Here is a 22834-nt window from a genome sequence, read left to right as displayed (position 1 = left end):
GGGAGCCGCCCCCACGGCATACGCGAGGTGGTGCGGTCAGCGGTCTTCCGGCGGCACACCGGTGTCGCGGTGCTCGACCACGGCGGTGTGCGAGGTGTTGGCGCGTTGCTGGTTCATCACCAGCGCGAGGATGACGGCGAGGGCGCCTGCCCCCATGAGGATCCAGCCGATCAGGTCGAGGTTCACCCCGGACATGAAGTCCTGCGGGATCGCGAACGTGACGATGGCTCCCACGACCAGCAGGAAGATCCCGAGACCGATGCCCATGCAGTCCTCCTTCACCCGGGCCCGGAGCGGATTGCCCGGGCGCGTGTCGGTGCTCGGACCCTACGCCGGGAGCCGCCCGCGGTGGGGGATGTGCGCCGAGCCCGGGCAGGGACGGCCCGGGTGGGACAGGATGGGCGGGTGCCCGCCACCCGCAACGAGAGCGTCGACGCCGTCGTCATCGGCGCCGGCCACCACGGCCTGGTGACGGCCGCCGTCCTCGCCGACGCGGGGTGGGACGTGCTGGTGCTCGAGGCCCGCGACCGGGTCGGCGGCGCGGTCGCGTCGGTGGTGCGTGACGGCTGGGTCATGGACGAGTTCAGCGCCTGCCACCCCCTCGCCGCAGCCTCCCCCGTGCTGCAGGCGCTGGCGCTCGACGAGGTCGGGCTGCAGTGGGCCCGCTCGGAGCGGGTGCTGGCCCACGTGGGGGCGCCGGAGGACACCGAGGGCGCGCTGCTGCACCAGGACCCGGCACGGACCGCGGCCTGGCTGGCGCGCGAGCACCCCGCCGACGGCGACGCCTGGCTGCAGCTGGTGCGGGACTACGACCGGGTCAAGGGGCCGTTCCTCGAGGCCCTGCTCACCCGGTGGCCCCCGGTGGGGCCGGGCGCCCGACTGGCCGGTGCGCTTGGTCGCGAGCTGCCGCGGTTCGTCCGCTTCCTGACGCTGCCGGTGGCGCGGATGGGCGAGGAGCTGTTCGCCGGCCAACGCGGGCGTGAGCTGCTCGCCGGCAACGCCATGCACGCGGACATCCCGCCGGACTCCGCCGGTAGCGGTGTCTTCGGCTGGCTCATGAGCATGCTCGCCCAGGACGTCGGGTTCCCCTCTCCCGTGGGCGGTTCCGGCCGTCTCGCCGAGGCCCTGGCCGAACGGGCCCGTCGCTGCGGGGCACGGATCGAGCTCGGCGAGACGGTCACCGGCATCGACGTGCGCGGCGGCCGGGCGGGTGCGGTGACCACCGCGAGCGGCCGGTGGGTGCGCGCCCGTCGGGCCGTCGTCGCCGACACGAGCGCCCCGGCGCTCTACGAGCAGCTCCTGCCGGAGTCGGTGGTGCCGCGCCGCGTGCGCGACGACCTGCGCCGCCGGTTCCAGTGGGACCTGCCCACGGTGAAGCTGAACTACCGCCTCTCCGCCCCGGTGCCATGGACGGCCTCGGCGGCCCGCGGCGCCGGTGTGGTGCACGTCGGGGCCGGCCTGCCCGGCCTGGTCCGGTGGTCCGCCGACCTCGGCGGTGGTCGCGTGCCGGAGCAGCCCTTCGCGCTGGTCGGCCAGATGTCGACGATCGACCCGACCCGCTCACCCGAGGGCACGGAGGCCCTGTGGGTCTACACCCACCTGCCGCGGGGGGTCCACGACGACGCCAGCGCCGACGTGGTGGCCGGGTTGACCGAGGCGATGATGGACCGCTACGCCCCCGGGTGGCAGGACCTGGTGAGGGACCGCTGGGTGCAGCGCCCCGGCGAGCTGCACGCGCAGGACGCCAACCTCGGGCAGGGCGCGGTCGGCGGTGGCACGCAGCAGCTGTCCCAGCAGCTGGTGTTCCGGCCGGTCACCGGCCTGGGTGGTCCACGCACCGCCATCGAGGGCCTCTACCTCGGCAGCGCCGCGACCCACCCCGGAGGTGGCGTGCACGGGGCCTGCGGCTACCTGGCCGCCCGGTGCGCCCTGGCCGACAACCGGTGGTGGGGCGCACCGCGGCGACGGCTCGCACTGGCCGCGCTGCACGGCATACAGGGCGCGCCCTAGACCTCAGTCGCGCTCGTGGCCCTCGGCGATGAGGGCGAGGCGGTGCAGCGTCTCGGCGTTGCGCGGGGCGAGGGCGAGCTGGCGCAGCGGGTGCGGCAGGAACCGGGCCGGGCCGTGGGTGGCGTCCTCGCGCATCGTCAGCCGGCTGCCGTCACCGTCGGGCTCGACCTCCAGCTCGACGAACGCCTCCCCGAACGGCCGGGTCTTCGCCTGCAGCCGCACCAGGCGCCCCGGCTCGACGCGGGTCACCTCCGTCTCGTCGCTGAGCACGAGCGGCCAGGACCCGACCGAGTGGTGGATCCGGGAGCCCCGTGCCGGCCAGCCGCCGTCGACGGCACGGATGCGGGAGGCCCCGACCACCCACGCCGCATAGGTCCAGCCGTCGGCCACCACCGCCCAGACCGCTTCGGGGCTGGCGTCGCAGTGGCGGGAGACAGTGATCACGAGGGCACCTCCGGGTATGGCGGGGTCCCAGCCAGTCTGACCCTGCCGGCGGCGGCGCGCCTGCCGGCGGCCGGGTCAGACCCCGCGCAGGTCCAGCCGCAGCTCGGTGTCGGCGCCCTCGGCGAGCACGACCGGGATGCCCCAGTCCTGCTGGTAGAGGTGGCATGCCGCGTGCTCGGGCACCTCGCCGGTGACCGGGTCGCCGTCGCACGCGGCCGCCCGCACCGAGATGTGCAGGATGCCGCTGCCGACGGCGGGGTCCAGGTGCAGCGTGCGGGTCAGCCCGGTCGCCGTGCCCGCGCCCTCGCGCAGGAAGGCCTCCGGCGAGCTCGACACCATGAGCTGGGTCGGGTCGCCCCAGCGGTAGTCGAGCTTCTGCCCGGTCGGCGGGGTGAAGCCGATGACCAGCTCGACGTCGCCGGCGGACAGCTCGGTGGGCGGCCGCTGGGTCTGGCGGGCCAGGCCGTCGACGACCTGCGCCTCGGCCGGGATCGGCACCCGGACCAGCTGGTGGGCGGCCGACTCGACCACCACGAGCCGGGCCTGGTCGCCATCGACCTCGACGACCGCGTCGCTCGGCTCGCGCAGGCCGTCGGCCAGCGTGCTGACCTCGCGCGCGACCGCGTCGAACCGGCGGATCGCGCCGTTGTAGGTGTCGCTGATGGCGACCGAGCCGTCGGGCAGCACAGTCACGCCGAGCGGGTGCTGCAGCAGCGCATGGTCGGCGGCGCCGTCACGGTGGCCGAAGTCGAACAGGCCCTGCCCGACGTGGGTCTCGACCTCAAAACCGTTGTCCGTCAACGAGATCGAGCGCAGCGCCGAGGTCTCGGAGTCGGCGACCCACACGCGCCTGCCGTCGGCGGAGGTGGCCAGGCCCGAGGACTGGGCGAACCACGCCTCGTCGGCAGCGCCGTCCCGGATGCCCTCGGCGGAGGTGCCGGCCAGCACGGCGACGGTGTTCTCGGCAGGATCGGTGGCCAGGTGCAGCGCCCACAGCTGGTGCACGCCGGCCATCGCCACGACGACCCGGTCGGCGAACCACGCCACGTCCCACGGGGTCGACAGGTCCTGCTTCAGCGCCGGGCCGCTGCCGGAGCGCTCGCGCAGCTGGCGGCCGGTGCCGGCGAGGGTGGTGACCGCGCCGTCGGCGAGCCGCACCCCCTTGACCTGGTGGTTGACGCTGTCGGCGACCACCACGTCGTAGCCCACCCGCGCGGCGACCTCGGCGGGCAGGAGCGCCAGGCCCTGCGGCTCCTGGAACACCGCTCGTGACCCGATCCGCGCCCGCTCCGTGACCAAGTCGTCCTCGAGGTGGACCAGCTGGTGGTGGGCGGTGTCGGAGATGAGGAACGACCCGTCGGGCAGGGTGACCGCCTTGCCGGGGAAGCGCAGCGCCGTCTCGGGCGCCGGCGGCGGCACGTAGGGCGCGTCGCCGCGGCGCAGGGTGCCCTTGGCGGCGTGCTCCTCGATGAGCTCCTCGATGAGCACGGACAGCCCGTGGGCGTGGCCCTCACCGGACATCGACGCGACGACGTAGCCCTCGGGGTCGATGACCACGAGGGTCGGCCACGCCCGGGCGGTGTAGGCCTTCCACGTCACCAGCTCGGGGTCGTCGAGGACCGGGTGGTGCACGGCATACCGCTCGACGGCGGCGACCAGGGCGTCCGGGTCGGCCTCGTGCTCGAACTTGGGCGAGTGGACCCCGACGAGCACGAGGGAGTCGGCGTACTTCTCCTCCAGCGGGCGCAGCTCGTCCAGGACGTGCAGGCAGTTGACGCAGCAGAACGTCCAGAAGTCGAGGACCACGACCCTGCCGCGCAGGTCGGCCAGGGACAGGTCGGCACCGCCGGTGTTCAGCCAGCCGCGGCCGGCGAGCTCGGGGGCGCGGACGCGCAGGCGCTTGGTGGCGGTGTCGCTCATGCGCGCTGGAACGGCAGTCGGCGGTCACGCAGGACCGGGAAGCTCTCGCGGTAGTCGTCGACGACAGTCATGTCGACCTCAACACTGAGCACCTGCTCCGCGCTTCCCGCCACGGCCAGGACATCGCCTGTGGGAAGGACCACCTGGCTGTGCCCGCCCATCTCGTGCCCGGCGTGGGTGCCTGCGGTGTTGCACGCGACGACGACGCACTGGTCCTCGATCGCGCGGGCGTGGGCCAGCAGGGTCCAGTGCCGGACCCGGGCCATCGGCCAGGCGGCCGGGATGACGAACATCGTCGCGCCCGCGTCGACCTGGGCGCGGTAGAGCTCGGGGAAGCGCAGGTCGTAGCAGGTGGACAGTGCCGCGCGGGCCGCCGGACCGCCGGCGCCGTCGGGCACGTCCACGAGGGCCAGCCGGTCACCGGCCTCCATCAGCTTGGGCTCCCCGGCGCCGAAGCCGAACCGGTGGATCTTGCGGTATGCCGCGACGAGGTCTCCTTCGCGGTCGAACACCAGCGAGGTGTTCCACAGGTCCTTCCCCTCGTGGCCGCGCTGGCCGTCGGCGGGGCGCTCCACGATCGAACCGGCGTGGAGCATCACTCCGGCGTCGCGGGCCGCGGCCGCCATGGCCTGCGCGACCGGGCCGTCGACGGCCTGGGCACGCTGCTCCCACGCCGGGTAGTCGAACCCGCCGGCCGACCACAGCTCCGGCAGGACGACCAGGTCGTGGCCGGCCTGCTCGCGCACCATGGCGGCGACCCGCTCGGTGCGTTGCTCGACGCTCTCCTCGTCGCCGTAGGCCAGCTGGATCACGGCAATGCGCATGTCAGTCTCCCTGGGTCGGGGCTGCGGGGTCGGGTTCGGCTGCGGGGTGGGGTTCGGCTGCGGGCTCGGGCGCGGTCGCGGTGGTGCCCGGACGCGCGGAACGGGAGTGCGCGGCGCTGGCAGCGCTGGCGGCGGCCAGCCGGGCGTTGTACGCCTTCAGCTCGGCGTCGTCATCGCGGTCGGCCTGCCGGTCGCGGCGCTTGGCCTCGGCGGTGTCCGAGCGCACCCACGCGGCGGCGACGAGCAGGGCGAGGATGAGGGTCGGCAGCTCGCCGACGGCCCAGGCGATGGCGCCGCCGTTGCGCTGGTCGGCAAGCAGCTGTTCCTCGCCGAGCAGGTGCAGCTGGTGGAAGAAGTCGGGCGCGAGCAGCGTGGAGCCCGTGGTCAGCGCGACCCCGAAGAACGCGTGGAACGAGATCGTCGCGAACAGGACCAGCAGCCGCATCGACGGCGGCCACCGCCGCGGCCCGGGGTCCACCCCGACGAGCACCCACGCGAACAGGTAGCCGGCCAGCAGGAAGTGCACGGTCATGAGCACGTGCCCGGTGTGGGTCCGCAGGGACAGCTCGAACAGCGGCGTGAAGTAGAACAGGACGAGGCTGCCGAAGAAGATCGCCGCCGCGACGACCGGGTTGCCCAGCACGTTCAGGTATCGCGAGTGGACCAGTCCCAGCAGCAGCTCGCGGGGCCCGAGGGTCTTGTCGGGGCGGGCCGGCAGGGCGCGCAGCGCCAGGGTCACCGGGGCGCTCAGCACCAGCAGGATCGGGACCGCCATGGAGACGACCATGTGGTAGGTCATGTGCGCCGAGAAGAGCACCATCCCGTAGACCATCGGGGCGCCCTGCGTGCAGTAGAGGAACACCAGCCACCCGGACACCCACAGGACCGTGCGGCCGAGGGGCCAGCGGTCACCGCGGCGGCGCAGCCGGACCACGCCCGCGAGGTAGAGGCCGACGGCCACGAGGGCGAGCGACAGCCACAGCCACTCGACCCGCCAGACGGTGAGCCACGCGTCCGGGGCCACGGGCATCGGCGGCGCCGGGTAGCCGGTGAGGGACAGGGCGGGCGAGAGCTTGCCCTCCGCGGTCTGCGGCACCGGCGGGGCGCTGCGGGACAGGGCGGTGGCCAGGCCGAAGGCTGCACCCATGACCACCAGCTCGCCGAGGGCGAGGCGGGCGAAGAGCCCGGTGGCGGCCGGGTCGGCACCGAGCCGGCCAATGACCCGGCGCCGCTGCTGCCAGCCGGCCAGGCCGAGCAGCACCAGCGCCACGGTCTTGCCGATGACCAGCGCGCCGTAGGTGGAGGCCAGCCCGCTGAGCGAACCCACTCGCAGCCACGCGTTGAGCGCGCCCGAGACGGCCACGGTGGCGAAGCACCAGCCCGCCAGGGTGGAGTAGCGCCGCACGCTGACCGGCAGCGCCCTGCCGAGCAGCGGGCGCAGCACGACCAGGCCGAGCAGGCCTCCCACCCACAGCACCGCGCCGACCAGGTGCGCCCCCAGGGAGTTGACCGCCGTGTCGTGGTCGGTGGACCCGGCCGCGTGCCCGGCCAGGGCCAGCGGCAGCACGGCGAGCAGGCTGAGCAGGGCCAGCGCCACCATCGCCGCACGGGTCCGGGCCAGCGCCGCACCGGTGGCCACGACCAGCACGAGGCCGACGCTGATCGCGGCGGCGCGCAGCACGTCGATGCTGAAGACGAAGGTCTGCAGCTCCTCCCCGAAGCCCGGGTCACTGACCCGCACACCGGCCAGGTCGGCGAAGGAGAAGACCAGCCCGACCAGCCCGGTGACCGCCCAGACGGTCGCGGACACGGCCGCCCAGCGGGTCGCGGTCAGCCGCCGGGAGGTGCTGTGCGACTCCGGCACGATGAACGCGGCCAGCACGAGCAGGCCCACGGTCAGGGCGGCCGCGAGGTCGTGGACGACCCGCACGAGGACGACACCCCAGCGCACCAGGGCGCCCGGGTCGGGCAGCCCGGGCACGGGCGCGGCCACGGCGCCACCGAGGACCGCCGCGGGGACGGCGACCGCGAGCGCCGCGACGACGACGAGCGCCAGCGGTGCCCGGGCGGGCGTCTGCGGGTCGGACTTCGGGGTGGCCATGGGGTCCAGCCTAAGTAGGGTGACGGCATGCCCATGCACCCGGCAGCACCCTCCGACCTGCACGGCCTCGTCGAGGCGTTCGCCCAGACGGCCCAGGCCGTGGTCGACCTCGGCCGCTCGTGCAGCGAGGAGGACTTCGCCCGCGAGACCGAGTGCCCGGGCTGGACGATCAAGGACCAGATCTCCCACGTGGCCGGCGTCGAGGCCTGGCTGGAGGGACACCGCGACCCCGAGGTCGACGTGCCGCCGTACGAGCACGTGCGCAACGAGCTCGGCCAGAAGGTCGAGTCCGCGGTAGAGGTGCGCCGCGGCCGCAGCGGCCACGACGTGCTCTCCGAGCTCGAGCACGTCCTGCCCCAGCGCCTCGCGACGCTGCGCAGCCCCGGGCTGACCGACTCCAGCATCATCCCCGGGCCGTTCGGGCCCGAGCGCGCGGCCACCGTCGCCCTCATGCGGGCCTTCGACGTCTGGGCGCACGAGCAGGACATCCGCACCGCGCTCAACCGGCCGGGCAACCTGGACTCCCCCGCGGCCGCGGTGTTCGTCAACGCCGCCCTGATCCAGCTGCCCAAGCTGGTGGCGCGCCGGGCCGGCCTCGAGCCCGGCAGCACGGTGATCCTCGACGTGACCGGCCCGGTCGTGGCGCGGGCCGGGGTGCGGGTGGACACCGGTGACGACGGCCGGCCGCACGGGCACGCGATGTTCACCGGCGAGCACGTCGACGAGTCCGTGCCCCACCTCGAGGGCCCCACGGTCAGCATCAGCATGTCGACAGACGCCTTCACCCGCCGCGCCGCCGGGCGGCGCGCGGTGGCGGACACGGCATACACCGTGGTCGGGGACGAGGCGATGGCCCGCCGCGTGCTCGAGGCCCTCGTCGTCACCCACTGAGGTCCCGACCCCGGCGCGCCCGGGGTGAGGCGCGTCTACGCCTTTTTAGTTGTTTGCGCCACGCAACTGTCATGTGATACTTGTATGCCGCAAGCAAGTTTCGCCACACCAAAGGGGGGTCCGATGGCGATCAGCCATGAGGCCGCCAACCAGCTCGGCACAGACCTGGTCCGGGTCATGAAGCTCTTCCACACCATGCGCCAGCACGCCCCGCGGCTGCACCCGGCCGTGGACGCCACCGCCTACCCGGTGCTGTTCACGCTCGAGAGCGGCCCGAAGCGGGTCTCCACGCTGGCCGAGTGCGTGCACTCGGACGTGTCCACGGTCAGCCGGCAGGCCTCGATGCTGGCCCAGCACGACCTGGTCGAGAAGCTTCCCGACCCGGACGACCGGCGGGCGGCGATGCTGTCGCTGACCCCCGCCGGCACAGCCCTCATCGATCGGCTCCGCACCCAACGGGGGGAGTGGTTCCGCAGCATGCTGCAGGACTGGAGCGAGACCGAGGCCGAGCAGTTCACCGCGCAGCTCGACCGGTTCGCGGGGGCCCTGGAGTCCTCGCGCGACCAGATGATCAAGCACTTCGCCGACGCCATGAGTGGCGTCCACACCACAGCCAGCAAGGAGCAGTAATGGCGTCCGCCACTCCTGCGCCAGCGACCGCCACCGACGGAGCGCTGACGCACAAGCAGATCATGACCATCCTCGTCGGCCTGCTCATGGGCATGTTCCTCGCCGCCCTTGACCAGACCATCGTCGCCTCGGCGATGCGCGTCATCGCCGACGACCTCAACGACCTCGCCGGGCAGGCGTGGGTGACCACGGCCTACCTGATCACCTCGACGATCGTCACGCCGCTGTACGGCAAGCTCTCCGACATCTACGGCCGCAAGAAGTTCTTCGTCACGGCCATCACGATCTTCATCCTCGGGTCGGTGCTGTGCGCCTTCGCCACCTCGATGCCCATGCTCGCCGCGTTCCGCGCCGTTCAGGGCCTCGGCGCCGGTGGCCTCTTCTCGCTGGCCCTGGCGATCATCGGTGACATCGTCCCGCCGCGGGAGCGCGCGAAGTACCAGGGATACTTCCTGGCCGTCTTCGGCACCTCCAGCGTCCTCGGCCCGGTCATCGGCGGCTTCTTCGCCGGTGCCGACACCATCCTGGGCATCACCGGCTGGCGCTGGGTCTTCCTCGTGAACGTCCCGATCGGCATCGCCGCGCTGTTCGTCGTCGCCCGGACGCTGCACCTGCGCCACACCCGCCTCGACCACCGCATCGACTGGTGGGGCGCCGTCACCCTCACCGTGGGCCTGGTCCCGCTGCTCATCGTCGCCGAGCAGGGCCGCGACTGGGGCTGGAGCTCGAGCAGCTCGATCACCTGCTTCGCCATCGGCGGCCTCGGCCTGATCGCCTTCTTCCTCATCGAGCGGGCCATGGGCCACGAGGCGCTGCTGCCGATCTACCTGTTCCGCATCCGGACCGTCGGCGTCTCCTCCATCGCCTCGGTCGTCCTCGGCATGGGCATGTTCGGTGGCCTGGTCTCGCTGCCGCTCTACCTGCAGATCGTCAAGGGCGCGACCCCGACCCAGGCCGGCCTCATGCTGGTCCCGATGACCCTGGGCATCATGTCCGGGTCGGTCATCTCGGGCCAGGCCATCTCCCGCACCGGCCGCTACCGGCACTTCCCGATCATCGGCTCGGCGCTGCTGGTCATCGGCCTGTTCATGTTCCACTACGTCGCCTTCGACACCCCGCTGTGGCAGGTCATGGTGCTGATGGTCGTCTTCGGCCTGGGGCTGGGCTTCAACATGCAGCCGCTGACCCTGGCCGTGCAGAACGCCGTCTCGCCGCGGGAGATCGGCGTGGCCACCTCGTCGGCCACGTTCACCCGCCAGATCGGCGGCACCATCGGCACCGCGGTGTTCCTGTCGATCTTGTTCTCCTCGGTGCCGCTCAAGCTGGCCGAGGCGTTCCGGGTCTACTTCCCGACGCCGGACTTCCAGGCCGCGCTGCGCAACCCGACCGGCAACCCTGCGGCCAACGCCAACGTCATCGCCGCGCTGAAGAGCCAGCAGGCCGGCGGCGGCACGGGCGGGGGGGCCAACCCGCTGAGCGACTCCTCGTTCATCCAGCAGATCGACCCGCGCCTCGCCAAGCCGTTCCTGGTCGGCTTCTCGGAGGCCATGGACCGGGTGTTCCTGGTCGGCTCTGCCGTGATGGTCGTGGCGTTCATCGTGCTGTGGTTCCTCCCGCACGTCGAGCTGCGTAGCGGCTCGTCCTACTCCGAGCGGGGCAAGAGCGACGCCGCGGACGCCGAGGCTGCCGCCGCGGTGCCGCCGATCGCGCACTGACGCGAGGGCACACAGCCTCCGGCTGACACGACGAAGCGGGCGGTGGGACCAGGTCCCACCGCCCGCTTCGCGTTGCTGCAAAAGGGTGCTCAGCCCCAGACGAGGCCCTTGCTCGGGTCCTCCAGGACCGCGGCGACGTCGGCCAGGAAGCGCGAGCCGAGGTCGCCGTCGACCAGGCGGTGGTCGAAGGACAGCGCGAGCTGGGTGACCCAGCGGGGCTTGACCTTGCCCTTGACGACCCACGGCATCTCGCGCACCGCACCGAAGCACAGGATCGCGGCCTCACCCGGGTTGAGGATCGGCGTGCCGTTGTCGACGCCGAAGACGCCGACGTTGGTGATCGTGATCGACCCGCCGGCCATGTCGGCCGGGGGCGTGCGGCCCTCGCGCGCAGTGGCGACGAGCGCACCCATGGCGTCGGCCAGCTGCCGCAGCGACATCTGGTCGGCGTCCTTGATGTTGGGCACGATCAGCCCGCGCGGGGTGGCCGCTGCGATGCCGAGGTTGACGTAGTTCTTGACGACGATCTCACCGGCCGCGTCGTCCCACGTCGCGTTGATCTCGGGGTTGCGGCGCGCCGCGAGCAGCAGCGCCTTGGCCACGATGAGCAACGGCGTGACCTTGACGTCGCGGAACTCGCGGTCCTCGCGCAGCCGGTCGACCAGCTTCATCGTCCGCGTCACGTCGACGGTGATGAACTCGGTGACGTGCGGCGCGGTGAACGCCGAGGCCGACATCGCCTGGGCGGTCATCTTGCGCACACCCTTGATCGGCACGCGGGTCTCGCGCTCGCCCGAGCGGGCGAACACCGGGGCCTGGTATGCCGGGGCGGCGGCTGCCGGGGCAGCCTCCACCGCGGTGGAACCGCCCGCCACGTGGGCCTCGACGTCGGCGCGGGTGATGATGCCGCCCTCGCCGCTCGGGGTGACCTGGGTCAGGTCGATGCCGAGGTCCTTGGCCAGCTTGCGCACCGGCGGCTTGGTCAGCGCGCGGGCCTCACCGAGGCTGCGCGCCGGAGCGGCCGGAGCGACCCCAGCCGGAGCCGGGGCGGGGGCCGCCTGGGCGGTCATGGTCGGCGCCGCGGCCGGAGCCGGGGTGGTGCCGGCCTTGCGCGGCCGCCGCTTGGCCTCGGTCTGCTTGACGCCGTAGCCGACGAGGACGGCGGTGCGACCGGTCGAGGTGGTGCCACCGATCTTGCCCTCCTCGATCTGCTCCTCCGCCGCAGCGGCCGCGGCCGCGAGCTTCGGGGCGGGGCTGCCCTCGATGCCCGGCTCGACCGCACCGGCGGCCGGCGCGTCCTGCACCGGCGCCGTGCCGCCCTGGCCGGTCTCGACGGCGATGATCGGCGTGCCGACCTCGACCGTCTCGCCCTCGCTCACGAGCAGCTCGCTGACCGTGCCGGCGAACGGCACCGGCAGCTCGACCAGCGACTTGGCGGTCTCGATCTCGACGATGATGTCGTTGACCTTGACCGTGTCGCCCGCCTTGACCTTCCAGGTGACGATCTCGGCCTCGGTCAGGCCCTCACCGGGGTCGGGGAGGTTGAAGCGCTTGATGCTCGACATGGTGGACGGTCCTCCGCTTCAGTAGGCGAGCGCGCGGTCGACACCGTCGAGCACGCGGTCCAGGTCGGGCAGGAACTCTTCCTCGAGCTTGCTCGGCGGGTAGGGCAGGTTGTAGCCGCCGACCCGCAGGACCGGCGCCTCCAGGTGGTAGAAGCAGCGCTGCGTGATCTCCGCGGCCACCTCGGCACCCATGCCCAGGAACGTCGAGGCCTCGTGGGTGACGACCAGGCGACCCGTCTTCTCCACCGACGCCGCGAGGGTGTCCATGTCGAGCGGGGACAGCGAGCGCAGGTCGACGACCTCGATGCTCTTGCCCTCCTCGGCGGCGGCCTGGGCCGCCTCCAGCGCGACGCGCACCATCGGACCGTAGGTCGCGAGGGTCACGTGCTCGCCCTCGCGAGCCACGCGCGCGTCATAGAGGCCGAGCTTGGGCGCACCGTCCTCGTCGACCTCGCCCTTGTCCCAGTAGCGGCGCTTGGGCTCGTAGAAGACGACCGGGTCGTCGGTCTCGATGGCCTGCTGGATCATCCAGTAGGCGTCCTCGGGGTTGGCGCAGGCGACGACCCGCAGGCCGGCGGTGTGCGCGAAGTAGGCCTCGTTGGACTCGCTGTGGTGCTCCACGGCGCCGATGCCGCCGCCGACCGGGATGCGGATGACGATCGGCAGCTTGACCGCACCGAGCGAGCGGGCCCGCATCTTGGCGACCTGGCTGACGATCTGGTCGAAGGCGGGGTAGACGAAGCCGTCGAACTGCATCTCGCAGACCGGGCGGTAGCCGCGCAGGGCCAGGCCGACCGCGGTGCCGATGATGCCGGACTCGGCCAGCGGGGTGTCGATGACACGGTCCTCGCCGAAGTCCTTCTGCAGCCCGTCGGTGACGCGGAAGACGCCACCGAGCTTGCCGATGTCCTCACCCATGAGGATGACCTTGTCGTCGCGCTCCATGGAGCGGCGCAGGCCGTTGTTGATGCCCTTGGCGATGGTCAGGGTGCTCATGCTCAGTGGCCTCCCTCGAAGCTGGCGTGGTAGGCCGCGAACTCGGCGCGCTCGGCCTCGACGACCGGGTGCTCCTCGACGTAGATGTGGTCGAACATCGACAGCGGCTCGGGGTCGGGCATGGTCAGGCAGCCCTCGCGGACGGTCGCCGCGAGCTCGTCGGCCTCACGGTCGACGGCGTCGAAGAACTCGGTGTCGGCCATCGCGTGAGCGGTCAGGTAGGCCTTGAGGCGGGCGATCGGGTCGCGGTGCTTCCAGACCTCGACCTCGGCGGAGACGCGGTACTTCGTCGGGTCGTCCGAGGTGGTGTGGGCACCCATGCGGTAGGTGAACGCCTCGATGAGCATCGGGCCCTGGCCGCTGCGGGCAGCGTCCATGGCGGCCTTGGTGACGGCGTAGACGGCGAGGACGTCGTTGCCGTCCACCCGCACGCCCGGGAAGCCGAAGCCGCGCGCCCGCTGGTAGAGCGGGATACGCGTCTGGCGGTCGTTGGGCTCGGAGATGGCCCACTGGTTGTTCTGGCAGAAGAAGACCACCGGCGCGTTGTTGACCGCCGCGTAGACGAACGCCTCGTTGACGTCGCCCTGGCTGGTCGCCCCGTCGCCGAAGTAGGCCACGACGGCCGCGTCACGGTCGGCGTCGCCGGTGCCGACGGCACCGTCGCGCTGGATGCCCATCGCGTAGCCGGTCGCGTGCAGCGTCTGCGCGCCGATGACGATCGTGTAGAGGTGGAAGTTCTTCTCGTCCGGGTCCCAGCCGCCGTGGTTGACGCCACGGAAGAGGCCCAGCAGGTTCAGCGGGTTGACCCCGCGGCACCACGCGACGCCGTGCTCGCGGTAGGTCGGGAACGCATAGTCCTGCGGACGCAGCGCGCGGCCGGAGCCGACCTGGGCGGCTTCCTGGCCGAGCAGGCTGGCCCAGATGCCCAGCTCGCCCTGGCGTTGCAACGCGGTCGCCTCGGCGTCGACGCGGCGCACGAGGACCAGGTCGCGGTAGAAGCCGCGCAGGTCGTCCGCGTCGAGGTCGGCGACGTATGCCGAGTAGTCGGGGTGGTCGACCCGCTCACCTTCGGGGGTGAGCAGCTGGACCAGCTCGGGTCCGCCGTCACCGATCGTCTCGGGAACAGGGGCGGTCAGCGCCGCCACGGCGGCTTCGTCGATGTGCTCGGTGCCCTCGGCACCGGCACTCGAGGCGACGTCGATGTCGCTCACAGGCTCTCCTTCTTCGCGATCCGGTGCAGCGGTTGGCTGACCGGCTCGGCTCTGGGCCGCGGACGTGGGCGGGGTCTCCGCCCGGGGCTTGCTGTCCACGGCGGGGGACGGTCACGCACGCATGTGGCGGCGCTCACAGGCCTAGCGGTGCACACGCTACCGGCATGGGGACGTGGTCTTCCAAACTGCGGACACGGAAAGGGCCGGTCCGGACCTCACCCTGACCGTGGCCAGGGCCGGGCCGGACCGGCCCTTGACGTCGGGGTTCGATCTCCTTCGGCCTCAGAGACCGAGGTGGATGAGACCACCGACGTTGACCGAGGTGCCCGTGCCCGTGGGCAGGTTCACGCCGATCACGGGCTGCTGGGGCGCGGGTGCCGGTGCAGGGGCTGGCGCCGGGGCGCCGGAGCCTCCGCCGGAGCTGCCCCCGGAACCGTCGCCGCCCGACTTCGGCGGCGTCGTGCCTCCTTTGGGGACCGGGGCCGGCGCCGGGTTGACCTTGGGCACGGACTTCGTGACCACCTTGGTCACCTTGGCCGTCGTGACGCGGACACTGGCGGTGCGCGCCTGAAGCGTCGAGGAGGCGTCGGCGACCTTCGTCTCCAGGCTCACGTTCCTGGTGTGCAGCCTGGCCGGCTTGGCCGGCTGCGCCTGCGTGGCCGCGGGCGTGTCGGCCGGCGTCCGCGTCACCGGGAGGGACTCGTTGTTCACGGTCCCCAGCGCACCAGGGTGGGGCTCGTGGTCTGGCCCCTGCTCGAGGCCGACCATGGTCACCGCGGCCACCGTGGCCATGCCCAGCGTCGCGAAGCCGACGGTGGGGGCCCAGACGGATGCGCCCAGGGCGCCGGAGCGCGTCAACCGGTTGCCGGATCGCTTGCTCGTCACGATCGAACTCTGACGATGACGACCCTTGTGAGTCGAGCGGGTGCGGGTGATATCCCCCGACATGACTAGTCACTCCTCAGTCGTATGGGTGTTGGCGAACCACGACCGCAGTGCTATGGGCACACGGCGGGACGCGGGCAGTGCTCCGGTGTGGTGTGGACGGCCGCCTAGAAGGTCCGGGCGGCCAGGAACGAGCGGGCGACCTCCAGCAGGCGGTCGTTCGCCTCGGTCTCGGCGATGGTGCACCGGGCACCCTCACCGCTGAACGGGCGCACCACCAGGCCGGCGCCGTCGGCGGCCCGGGCGAACGCCTCGGTGTCGGACCCCAGGGGGAGCCAGACGAAGTTCGCCTCGGTGTCGGGGACCGGCCAGCCCTGGTGCCGCAGCTCCGCGACGACCCGTTCCCGTTCGGCGACCAGCGCGTCGACCCGCTCCGCCAGCTCGTCCCAGGCCGCGAGGCTGGCGATGGCCGCCTGCTGCGCGATCGTGCTGACGCCGAACGGAACTGCGGTCTTGCGCAAGGCCTGGGCCACCGGCTCGTGCGCCACGGCATACCCGACCCGGAGGCCGGCGAGGCCGTAGGCCTTGCTGAAGGTGCGCAGGACGGCGACGTTGTGGCGCTCCTCGTAGGTCGCGATGGCGTCCGGGGCCTGGCCGTCGCGGACGAACTCGAGGTAGGCCTCGTCGATGACGACGAGGACGTGCTCGGGGACCTTGTCGAGGAACGCGTCGAGCTCGGCCTGGTGGACGACCGGGCCGGTGGGGTTGTTCGGGGTGCACACGAGGATCACGCGCGTGCGGTCGGTGACCGCCGCCGCCATCGCGTCGAGGTCGTGGCGGGCGTGCTCGTCGAGCGGGACCTGGACCGAGGTGGCGCCGGCGAGGGCGACGACGATCGGGTAGGCCTCGAAGGAGCGCCAGGCGTAGACGACCTCGTCGCCGGGGTCGCAGGTCGCCTGGATGAGCTGGCCCAGGACGCCGACGCTGCCGGTGCCGGTGGCGATGTGCTCGACCGGGACGCCGAGGTGGTTGGCCAGGGCCTGGGTCAGGTCCGTGACCGCCATGTCGGGGTAGCGGTTCATCTGGGCGGCTGCCTTCTCGACGACCGCCAGGACGCTGGGCAGCGGCGGGTAGGGGTTCTCGTTGCTGCTGATCTTGTAGGTCGTGACCCCGTCGCGCGCCGCCGCTGGCTTGCCCGGCTTGTAGGCCGGCACCGCGTCGAGGGCATGGCGCAACCGCACTACGGCCTTGGCGTCCGTCATGGCGGAACCCTATTGCCATTGAAGGGTTCCCGCCGAGTGGGGCCGCTATGTGGCTTTCGCCGCAATCCTCCCGTTACCGGGAATCAGCGGCAACCGCAGGCCCGCGTGCCACCATGACCCTCATGAAGTCGATCGCGATCAAGGTCCTCGTCAACGGCGTCGCGCTCTGGGTCGCGGCGTTCCTGGTCTTCGGCATCCACCTGGCCGACGAGAACGAGCCGCTCGGCAAGCGTCTGCTCTCGGTCCTGCTCGTCGCGATCGTCTTCGGGCTCATCAACGCCGTGATCAAGCCGGTGGCGAAGTTCTTCTCCTTCCCCTTCATCATCCTGACGCTGGGGCTGTTCACGATCGTGGTCAACGCGCTCATGCTGCAGCTGACCTCGTGGGTCGCCGGCGGGCTGAACCTCGCCTTCCACGTCGACCACTTCTTCTGGGACGCCATCCTCGGTGCCGTCATCGTCAGCATCGTCAGCATCGTGCTGGGCATCGTCCTCCCCGACGACAACCGCTGACGCGCGCCTGCGTCCTCCCCCGACCGAACACCGCTTGGCCCGCGTTTCGGCCCCGGCCGAGGCCGAGAACGCGGGCTGAGGCGTGTTCGGTCGATGTCCACAAGGGGTCCGCGCCTGGTCCCACGATCCACAGGGCCGCCATCGGACGTGGCTCACACGCCGACGGGCGCCGAGCCTCGGGGCATGCTCGATGCCTCAGCTGCCCTCTCGCTCTTGCCGTCCGCGTTCACCAGCCGGGAGGCGTTCGGGGTCGGACTGAGCCAGGCGGTCCTCGAGCACCTCGTCCGCCGGGGGACCATCATGCGCATCCAGCGGGGAGTCTTCCGGCAGGGCGTCGGGCCGCGTGATGACGAGGCACCGTGGGCAGCCGAGCGGCGCCGTCACCTGTCCCTGGCGCGGGCTGCGCTGCTGGCGCACCCCGGCCATGCGCTCAGCCACGAGACTGGAGCCGTCGCCTGGGAACGGCCGGTCCTGATCCACCGCGACAGCCCGATCCACCTGACGGCCCTCCATGTCGAGCCCCGCTCCCGCCGTGAGGGCCGGGTCATCTTGCACCACAGCGACTCCGTCGTGAACGAGGCGGTGCAGGTGGACACCCTGACCACCCTGGCTCCCGCCCGGATCGTGGCCGACTGCCTCCGCAGCATGCGGTCCTCCAGGGCGGTGGCCGTGGCCGATGCCGCTGTGAGGGCAGGGGCCACCTCTCTCTCCGAGGTCGAGTCGGTGATCGCGTCGCAGTGGAGATGGCGTGGCCGGCCCCGCGCACGAGAGGCGCTGGAGCTGGTCGACCCGCGGCGGGAGACCTGGCTCGAGTCGTTCTCCTTCTGCGAGCTGGACGCTTTGGGGATCGGCCTTCCGACCCCTCAGGTGGACATCTTCGACGCCTGGGGGGACTGTGTTGCGCGGGTGGACGGCATATGGATCGGGGACGGGACCGTGGCCGAGGCTGACGGCAGGGGCAAGTACGGACTCCCCGGATCGGACGGCCTGTCCGCGACGCAGGGGACCGTCGTCGATCGCGTGCTCGCGGAGAAGCGACGCGAGGATGCCCTGCGCTCCCTCGGTCTGGAGGTCGTGCGCTGGGACTTCGCCGAGATACGACAGGACCCCGAACGCGTGGCCAGCAGGGTCCGGGCGGCCCGCGCGCGTGGCGACCTGAGGCGCTTCACCGGCTCGTTGAGGCCCCCCGACAGCCGAGAGGACACGACTTAGCCCGCGTTTGCGCCGCGGATACGGCGCGAAACGCGGGCTAAGGCGTGTTCGGTTGGGAAGGAGTGGGGTAGGGCGGGGCGGACCTAGATGTGGCGGCGGGAGGTGACCACGCGGAAGCGGTTGGCGACGAAGGCCGCATCCACGTAGGCCGCGTTGGCCGCCGGGTTGGCGCCCGTGCCGTGGTAGTCGCTGAACGCCGCCGTCTGGTTGACGAACACCTGCCCGGTGAGGTTCTCCGACAGCGCCACGCCCGCGTCGGCCGCCGCGTCGCGCGCCTGGTCGAGCACCTTCTCCGAGGTGGAGTAGACCGCCGCCGTCATCGCGCCGTGCTCGCGGATCGTGTCACGCATCCGCTCCAGCGACTGCTCCGTGGAGTCGGTCGCGATGAGGAAGGTGACCGGGCCGAAGCACTCCTGCGTGTATGCCGTGTCGTCGGCGACGTCGACCGCCACCAGTCCGGGGGTGCGCACCACCGCGTCGGGGTAGGTGGGGTGGGTCACCGAACGGGAGTCGAGCACCAGCGAGCCGCCGACCCGCGAGGCGAGCGCCTCCAGGGCACCGGCCCGCGCCCGCACGTCCTCGTTCACGGTGGCGCCGAGCAGCTCGACCGCCTTGGCGTCGTCGCCAGTGAGCCGGCCGATCGCCCCGCCGAGGCGCTCGCCGAAGTCGGCGAAGGACAGGTGCCCCTCGTCGGTGTCGATGCCCTCGCGCGGGACGTAGATGTTCTGCGGCGTGGTGCACATCTGCCCCGAGTAGAGCGTCAGCGAGAACGCCAGGTTGCCCAGCACCCCGCGCAGGTTGTCGGTCGAGTCGACGACGATCGAGTTGACCCCCGCCTTCTCGGTGTAGACGAGCTTGCCCGAGCCGGCCGCCTCACGCTCCAGCCAGGCGCCGAAGCCGGGGCCGCCGGTGTAGTCGATGACCGCGACCTCGGGGCGCTCGGCGAGCTCGCGGGCCAGGCCCTCGCCGTCGTCCTCGGCGGCGAGCTGCACCAGCGCCGGGTCGAAGCCGGCGTCGCGCAGCACCGACCGGGCGACGGCAACGCTCAGAGCCAGCGGCAGAACCGCACGCGGGTGCGGCTTGACGATGACGGGGTTGCCCGTGGCCAGCGAGGCGAACATCCCCGGGTAGCCGTTCCACGTCGGGAAGGTGTTGCAGCCGATCACCAGCGCGATGCCGCGCGGCACGATGCGGTAGTCCTTCTGCATCCGGATCGGCGCGTCCTTGGCGGGCTTTTCCCAGACCACCGACTCCGGCACGCGCTCCTGCTCCACGAGCGCGGCGACGACCGACTCCAGGGCACGGTCCTGCGCGTGCGGCCCGGCAGCCTGGAACGCCATGACGAACGGCTGACCGGTCGTGTGCATGACGGCGTTGGCGATCTCGAACGAGCGCTTGTTGATCGCGTCGACGACCTCGACGCAGACCGCGGCGCGGTTCAGCGGGCCGGCGTCACGCCAGGCCGGCATCGCCGCCTGGGCCGCCGCGACCGCCGCGTCGACGTCCAGGCGCGGGTAGCGCACCCGCAGCCGCGGCCCGTAGGGCGAGACCTCGCTCCCGGCGAAAGAACCGTCGGTCGGCTGGTCGCCCAGGCCGGGGAAGTCCTCCCCCAGCAGCCCCTCGAAGGCGGACCGGCCGTGCGAGGCCGCGTCCTCGCCGTACACACGCGGCGAGGGGGACTCGGGGAAGCGCGAGTAGAAGCTGCGCGCGGCCAGCGCGGCGCGGGCCTCCGCCAGCGTCTGCGCGTGCTTCTCGGACAGCGGGTGCGGGGTGTGCGTCACGGCCCAATCCTAACCACGGTCTTACACAACAACGACAAACCTGCAAATATGTGTCACATGTCTTCGCCGGCCCGCCAGACCGCCGTCCCGCATGCTCCCGTCGCCGTCGTCGGGGCCGGTGCGATGGGCTCGGGCATCGCCCAGGTCGCCGCCCAGGCCGGGCACCCGGTGCACCTCGTCGACGCCGTGGACGGAGCCGCGGCGGCTGCCCGCGACCGGCTCGCCGCCACGCTGCAGCGCCTCGCCGACCGAGGGAAGACCACTCAGGACCATGCTGCCTCCGCGACCGCCAACCTGCACGTCGTCGACCGGCCCGCGGACCTGCCCGCCTGCACCCTGGTCATCGAGGCGGTCCGGGAGGACCTGGCCGACAAGCGGGCGCTCTTCGCCGAGCTCGCCGCGCACCAGCCGGCCGACACCCTGCTGGCGACGAACACCTCCAGCCTCGACGTCAGCGCCATCGCCGCCGGCCTGGACCACCCCGGCCGGGTGCTCGGCCTGCACTTCTTCAACCCGCCGCCGCTGATGCGCCTGGTCGAGGTCGTGCACGGCGAGGCCACCGACGAGGACACCCTCGCGCGCGCCACCGAGCTCGTCCGCGCCTGGGGCAAGACGCCGGTGCGGTGCACCTCCACCCCGGGCTTCATCGTCAACCGGGTGGCCCGCCCCTTCTACGGCGAGGCCCAGCGCATGGTCGAGGCCGGTGTCGCCGACCCGGCCACCATCGACCTCGCCCTGCGCGAGCACGCGGGCTTCCGGATGGGCCCGATGGAGCTGACCGACCTCATCGGCCAGGACGTCAACCTCGCCGTCGGCACCAGCGTGTGGGAGCAGACCGGCCGGGACCCGCGCTACGAGCCCACCGGATACCAGCGCCGGCTCGTCGCCGAGGGACGGCTCGGCCGCAAGAGCGGCCGCGGTGTGTTCCGGTATGACGCGTCCGGGCAGCCGCTCGACGCCGCACCGGACGAAGCCCTGGCCCACCAGCTCGCGACCGGGCCGGTGGTCACCAACCCGGTGGCCCGCACCGTGGCGATGCTGGTCAACGAGGCGCTCGACCTGGTCGACCGCGGCGAGGCCACCGCCGAGGACGTCGACACCGCGATGCGGCTGGGCACCAACTACCCGAAGGGACCGGTCGCCTGGGGCCACGAGGTCGGCCTGGACGTCATCGCGGACCAGCTGCGCGAGCTGGAGGTCGCCTTCCCCGGCGGGCGCTACCGGCTCAGCCCCGCCCTGGCCGCGGCGGTCCGGGCGTGAGCGCCGACCTGACCCACGTGCAGCGCATGTGGGAGGACGACGACGCCTCGCGCGCACTGGGGATGGAGGCGCTGGAGATCGCCGTGGACCGGGCCCGGGTGCGGATGGCCGTCACAGACGCGATGGTCAACGGGCACGACATCGCCCACGGCGGGTTCATCTTCACCCTCGCCGACTCCGCCTTTGCCCTGGCCTGCAACTCCCGCGGCGCGCTGACCGTCGCCGCCGGGGCCGACATCACCTTTGTCGCCCCCGCACGACGCGGCGACGTGCTCGTCGCGGACGCGACCCAGCGCACGGCATACGGGCGCAGTGGCATCACCGACGTCACCGTCACCCGGGAGTCGGACGGGTCGACCATCGCGGAGTTCCGCGGCCGCTCGCGGTCGCTGCGCAGCCAGGAGCACAGATGAGCCTTCCCCCCATCTCGGCCCGCCCGGACCTGCTCGACGAGGCCGAGCACTGGAGCATCGACGAGCTGCGCGCCACCCAGCTGACCCGGCTGCAGTGGACCGTGCAGCACGCCTACGACAACGTGCCCCATTACCGGAAGGCGCTGGACGACAAGGGGTTCCACCCGTCGGAGGTCACGGCCCTCGAAGACGTGCGGCACCTGCCGTTCACGACCAAGGCCGACCTGCGCGCCAACTACCCGTTCGGCATGTTCGCGGTGCCGCGGGCCCAGGTCTCGCGCATCCACGCCTCCAGCGGCACCGCCGGCAAGCCGACCGTCGTGGGCTACACCGCCGGCGACATCCGCACCTGGTCGGCCATCGTGGCCCGCTCGCTGCGCGCCGCCGGGGCCCGGCCGGGCGATGCCGTGCACGTGGCCTACGGTTACGGGCTGTTCACCGGCGGCCTCGGTGCCCACTACGGCGCGGAGGCCCTGGGCTGCACCGTGATCCCCATGTCGGGCGGGCAGACCGAGAAGCAGGTGCAGCTCATCACCGACTTCCGTCCACGCGTGATCATGGTGACCCCCTCCTACTTCCTGTCCATCCTCGACGAGATGGAGCGCGTCGGCATCGACCCGCGCGAGTCCTCCCTGGAGATCGGGGTGTTCGGCGCCGAGCCGTGGACCGAGGCGATGCGCCAGGAGATCCAGCAGCGGGCCGGGATGCACGCGGTGGACATCTTCGGCCTCTCGGAGGTGATGGGCCCGGGCGTGGCGCAGGAGTGCGTCGAGACCAAGGACGGCCTGCACATCTGGGAGGACCACTTCTACCCCGAGGTGGTCAACCCGCTGACCGACGAGCCGGTCGAGGACGGGCAGGTCGGCGAGCTGGTCTTCACCTCCCTGACCAAGCAGGCGATGCCGGTGCTGCGCTACCGCACCCGCGACCTGACCCGGCTGCTGCCGGGCACCGCGCGGCCGGGGTTCCGCCGGATGGAGAAGGTCACCGGGCGCACCGACGACATGATGATCGTGCGGGGGGTCAACGTCTTCCCCACGCAGGTCGAGGAGATCGTGCTGTCGGTCCCGGGGCTGTCGCCGTACTTCCAGTGCGTGCTCACCCGGCCCGGCCGGCTCGACGAGCTGACCGTCAACGTCGAGGCCGCCCCCGACGCCGGCGACCTGGACCGCGAGGCCGTCGCCCGCGAGGTGCAGCACCAC

Annotated in this window: 20 protein-coding genes; 9 read left to right on the top strand and 11 right to left on the bottom strand. The window is 72.3% G+C overall.

Going from position 1 to position 22834, the window contains the following annotated elements; all coding sequences use genetic code 11:
• Positions 1 to 36 precede the first annotated feature (36 nt).
• Complete coding sequence (locus ACXVGS_RS14865; RefSeq protein WP_458537111.1) at positions 37 to 267, bottom strand: DUF6458 family protein; 231 nt, start codon at positions 265 to 267, stop codon at positions 37 to 39.
• A 138-nt stretch (positions 268 to 405) separates the two neighbouring features.
• Between ACXVGS_RS14865 and ACXVGS_RS14860 the strand changes: the two genes are divergently transcribed.
• Positions 406 to 2010: a phytoene desaturase family protein gene (locus ACXVGS_RS14860; RefSeq protein ID WP_458532524.1), complete on the top strand. Its 1605-nt coding sequence runs from the start codon at positions 406 to 408 to the stop codon at positions 2008 to 2010.
• Positions 2011 to 2013: 3 nt separating this feature from the next.
• On the opposite strand, the gene ACXVGS_RS14855 is transcribed toward ACXVGS_RS14860, so the two are convergent.
• The 4 genes from ACXVGS_RS14855 to ACXVGS_RS14840 form a co-directional block, all read right to left on the bottom strand.
• Positions 2014 to 2454, bottom strand: coding sequence for an SRPBCC family protein (locus ACXVGS_RS14855; protein WP_458530236.1), 441 nt, complete (start codon positions 2452 to 2454; stop codon positions 2014 to 2016).
• A 75-nt stretch (positions 2455 to 2529) separates the two neighbouring features.
• A complete protein-coding gene (locus ACXVGS_RS14850; RefSeq protein ID WP_458536349.1) occupies positions 2530 to 4374 on the bottom strand; it encodes an NHL domain-containing thioredoxin family protein in 1845 nt (614 codons plus the stop codon).
• Positions 4371 to 5198, bottom strand: coding sequence for a nitrilase-related carbon-nitrogen hydrolase (locus tag ACXVGS_RS14845; protein ID WP_458530234.1), 828 nt, complete (start codon positions 5196 to 5198; stop codon positions 4371 to 4373). The genes ACXVGS_RS14850 and ACXVGS_RS14845 overlap by 4 nt, the downstream gene beginning before the upstream one ends.
• Before the next feature lies 1 nt (position 5199).
• Positions 5200 to 7299 carry a cytochrome c oxidase assembly protein gene (locus ACXVGS_RS14840; protein ID WP_458536348.1) on the bottom strand — a complete coding sequence of 700 codons (2100 nt, stop codon included), beginning with the start codon at positions 7297 to 7299 and terminating at the stop codon, positions 5200 to 5202.
• A 27-nt stretch (positions 7300 to 7326) separates the two neighbouring features.
• Here ACXVGS_RS14840 and ACXVGS_RS14835 point away from each other — a divergent pair, with 27 nt between their 5' ends.
• From ACXVGS_RS14835 to ACXVGS_RS14825, 3 genes are all read left to right on the top strand, one after another.
• Entirely contained in the window at positions 7327 to 8190 is an 864-nt protein-coding gene (locus ACXVGS_RS14835; RefSeq protein ID WP_458532526.1) for a maleylpyruvate isomerase family mycothiol-dependent enzyme, read from the top strand.
• A gap of 123 nt (positions 8191 to 8313) precedes the next feature.
• Entirely contained in the window at positions 8314 to 8820 is a 507-nt protein-coding gene (locus ACXVGS_RS14830) for a MarR family winged helix-turn-helix transcriptional regulator (RefSeq protein ID WP_458530231.1), read from the top strand.
• The gene (locus ACXVGS_RS14825; RefSeq protein WP_458532527.1) at positions 8820 to 10535 is read left to right on the top strand and encodes an MDR family MFS transporter; all 1716 of its coding nucleotides are present in this window, start codon (positions 8820 to 8822) and stop codon (positions 10533 to 10535) included. Before ACXVGS_RS14830 ends, ACXVGS_RS14825 begins: the two co-directional genes overlap by 1 nt.
• An 89-nt stretch (positions 10536 to 10624) precedes the next feature.
• On the opposite strand, the gene ACXVGS_RS14820 is transcribed toward ACXVGS_RS14825, so the two are convergent.
• The 5 genes from ACXVGS_RS14820 to hisC all read right to left on the bottom strand — a co-directional run bounded on the left by ACXVGS_RS14820 (position 10625) and on the right by hisC (position 16454).
• Complete coding sequence (locus ACXVGS_RS14820) at positions 10625 to 12100, bottom strand: dihydrolipoamide acetyltransferase family protein (protein WP_458537110.1); 1476 nt, start codon at positions 12098 to 12100, stop codon at positions 10625 to 10627.
• Positions 12101 to 12118: 18 nt separating this feature from the next.
• Positions 12119 to 13096, bottom strand: coding sequence for an alpha-ketoacid dehydrogenase subunit beta (locus ACXVGS_RS14815; protein ID WP_458530228.1), 978 nt, complete (start codon positions 13094 to 13096; stop codon positions 12119 to 12121).
• Between the two features lie 2 nt (positions 13097 to 13098).
• Entirely contained in the window at positions 13099 to 14307 is a 1209-nt protein-coding gene (gene pdhA, locus ACXVGS_RS14810) for a pyruvate dehydrogenase (acetyl-transferring) E1 component subunit alpha (protein ID WP_414695726.1), read from the bottom strand.
• A 282-nt stretch (positions 14308 to 14589) separates the two neighbouring features.
• Positions 14590 to 15192 carry a hypothetical protein gene (locus tag ACXVGS_RS14805; protein ID WP_458530227.1) on the bottom strand — a complete coding sequence of 201 codons (603 nt, stop codon included), beginning with the start codon at positions 15190 to 15192 and terminating at the stop codon, positions 14590 to 14592.
• A gap of 167 nt (positions 15193 to 15359) precedes the next feature.
• On the bottom strand, positions 15360 to 16454 hold the full coding sequence (hisC, locus tag ACXVGS_RS14800; protein ID WP_458530226.1) for a histidinol-phosphate transaminase: 1095 nt from the start codon (positions 16452 to 16454) through the stop codon (positions 15360 to 15362).
• 122 nt (positions 16455 to 16576) lie between these two features.
• Here hisC and ACXVGS_RS14795 point away from each other — a divergent pair, with 122 nt between their 5' ends.
• Together ACXVGS_RS14795 and ACXVGS_RS14790 are read left to right on the top strand one after the other, a co-directional pair.
• Positions 16577 to 16966 carry a phage holin family protein gene (locus ACXVGS_RS14795; RefSeq protein WP_458530225.1) on the top strand — a complete coding sequence of 130 codons (390 nt, stop codon included), beginning with the start codon at positions 16577 to 16579 and terminating at the stop codon, positions 16964 to 16966.
• A gap of 183 nt (positions 16967 to 17149) precedes the next feature.
• Complete coding sequence (locus ACXVGS_RS14790) at positions 17150 to 18178, top strand: hypothetical protein (protein WP_458537109.1); 1029 nt, start codon at positions 17150 to 17152, stop codon at positions 18176 to 18178.
• Between the two features lie 83 nt (positions 18179 to 18261).
• Here ACXVGS_RS14790 and paaN read toward each other — a convergent pair whose 3' ends face one another.
• A complete protein-coding gene (paaN, locus tag ACXVGS_RS14785) occupies positions 18262 to 19959 on the bottom strand; it encodes a phenylacetic acid degradation protein PaaN (protein ID WP_458532739.1) in 1698 nt (565 codons plus the stop codon).
• 57 nt (positions 19960 to 20016) lie between these two features.
• Between paaN and ACXVGS_RS14780 the strand changes: the two genes are divergently transcribed.
• The 3 genes from ACXVGS_RS14780 to ACXVGS_RS14770 all read left to right on the top strand — a co-directional run.
• Entirely contained in the window at positions 20017 to 21219 is a 1203-nt protein-coding gene (locus tag ACXVGS_RS14780) for a 3-hydroxyacyl-CoA dehydrogenase NAD-binding domain-containing protein (RefSeq protein WP_458530222.1), read from the top strand.
• The gene (gene paaI / locus ACXVGS_RS14775) at positions 21216 to 21632 is read left to right on the top strand and encodes a hydroxyphenylacetyl-CoA thioesterase PaaI (RefSeq protein ID WP_458537108.1); all 417 of its coding nucleotides are present in this window, start codon (positions 21216 to 21218) and stop codon (positions 21630 to 21632) included. The genes ACXVGS_RS14780 and paaI overlap by 4 nt, the downstream gene beginning before the upstream one ends.
• Positions 21629 to 22834 (top strand): AMP-binding protein (locus ACXVGS_RS14770; protein WP_458537107.1); only part of this gene is annotated, 1206 nt, incomplete at its 3' end. The genes paaI and ACXVGS_RS14770, both read left to right, overlap by 4 nt.

The sequence above is a fragment of the Oryzihumus sp. genome (genome assembly GCF_054325275.1).
Note: the sequence above shows the minus strand (reverse complement) of the source record. Positions and strands in the feature narration are given on the sequence as shown.